Here is a 1312-nt window from a genome sequence, read left to right as displayed (position 1 = left end):
GAGATGCGCCGCGCGATCGGCCGGGTCAGCGAGAAGATGCTGACGCAGACCCTACAGACCCTGGAGCGCGACGGTCTCGTGCACCGTGACGCCAAGCCGGTGATCCCGCCGCGCGTCGACTACTCGCTGACCGACCTGGGCCGCGAGGTCGCCGAACAGGTGCGCGCGCTGGCGGCGTGGACCGAAGAGCGGATGGACGACGTGATGAAGGCGCGCGAGGCATACGACCGATCGCGCGCCGAGGCGTAGGGGCGTGCATAGTGAGCCGCCCTGCTCCCGTGCCCCCTGAGCCGCGCAGCGTCGCGCGCGCTGCGCCGGCGCTAGGAGCGATGACGGTCGCTCTCCTCTAGGCGGTGCTCGAGGGAGGCGACCTGCCGCTGCAGCGCGGTGATGGCGGCGAGGAGCTGATCCTCACGATCCGCTCGAGCGTCGTCGTCGGCCTCGTCGTCGGGATCCTTCTGGCGGTCCAGAGCTTCCACCGTGACGGCGATGAACAGGTTGAGGACGACGAAGGTGGCGACCAGCACGAAGCCGAGGAAGAACACCCATGCAGCCGGCTGCTGACGGCCGATGGGTTCGACGATGTCACCGAGGCCGCCGTCGCCGATCATGATCCGGAACATCGATGTCGCGGCCTGGCCGAGGTTGCCGAAGTGCTCGGGCGAGAGGTCCTTGAACATGTTCGTCGCCATGACGATGCCGACGTAGTACAGGATCGCCAGCAGCGCGGCGATGGAGGCGATGCCGGGGATGGCGGCTATGAGCGCGCCGATCACACGCCGCATCGAACGGACCGTCGACAGTAGCCGCAGCACCCGCAACACCCGCAGAACTCGGAGCACTGCCGCGTTGCCGGATGCCGGCACCAGCGCGATGGCGACGATGAACAGATCGAACAGACCCCACGCGGAGCGGAAGAACCGGCCGCGGTGGGCGTAGATCCGTAAGACGATCTCGGCCACGAAGATGGTGAGGATGCCGCGGTTGAGCGGTGTGAGGATAAATCCCCACCTGTCCGTGATCTCGTCGTATGTCTCGAGGCCGAGCAGCGCCGCGTTGAGCACGATCATCGAGATGATCAGGCGCTGGAAGCCGGTCGATTCGACGAGGACGACCGTTCGCTGGCGCAGCGTGGAGGAGGGTGCCGGCTCCTGCTGGGGGCGGTCGAGGACCTCGGTCGCCCGATCAGTCATGTACTCATCCTCATGTGCAAATGGTGGCCTGTGCCGCCTCGGTCTTTAGGGGTCGCGCGAATAGGGAGTCGCCAGGTTCTTCGGACCCGCATGCTGAGTCTTCGAACTCCCAGCGCTGC

At 66.8% G+C, this 1312-nt stretch carries 2 protein-coding genes; one reads left to right on the top strand and one right to left on the bottom strand.

The window, feature by feature from the left end; genetic code table 11:
- A partial coding sequence (locus ELR45_RS40355) for a winged helix-turn-helix transcriptional regulator (RefSeq protein WP_240759107.1) occupies positions 1-249 on the top strand: 249 nt, incomplete at its 5' end.
- A 71-nt stretch (positions 250-320) separates the two neighbouring features.
- On the opposite strand, the gene ELR45_RS02915 is transcribed toward ELR45_RS40355, so the two are convergent.
- A complete protein-coding gene (locus ELR45_RS02915; RefSeq protein WP_129663241.1) occupies positions 321-1193 on the bottom strand; it encodes an ion transporter in 873 nt (290 codons plus the stop codon).
- Between the last annotated feature and the right edge of the window lie 119 nt (positions 1194-1312).

It is taken from the genome of Phytoactinopolyspora endophytica, from assembly GCF_004138495.1.
GTDB classification, from domain to species: domain Bacteria; phylum Actinomycetota; class Actinomycetes; order Jiangellales; family Jiangellaceae; genus Phytoactinopolyspora; species Phytoactinopolyspora endophytica.
Note: the sequence above shows the minus strand (reverse complement) of the source record. Positions and strands in the feature narration are given on the sequence as shown.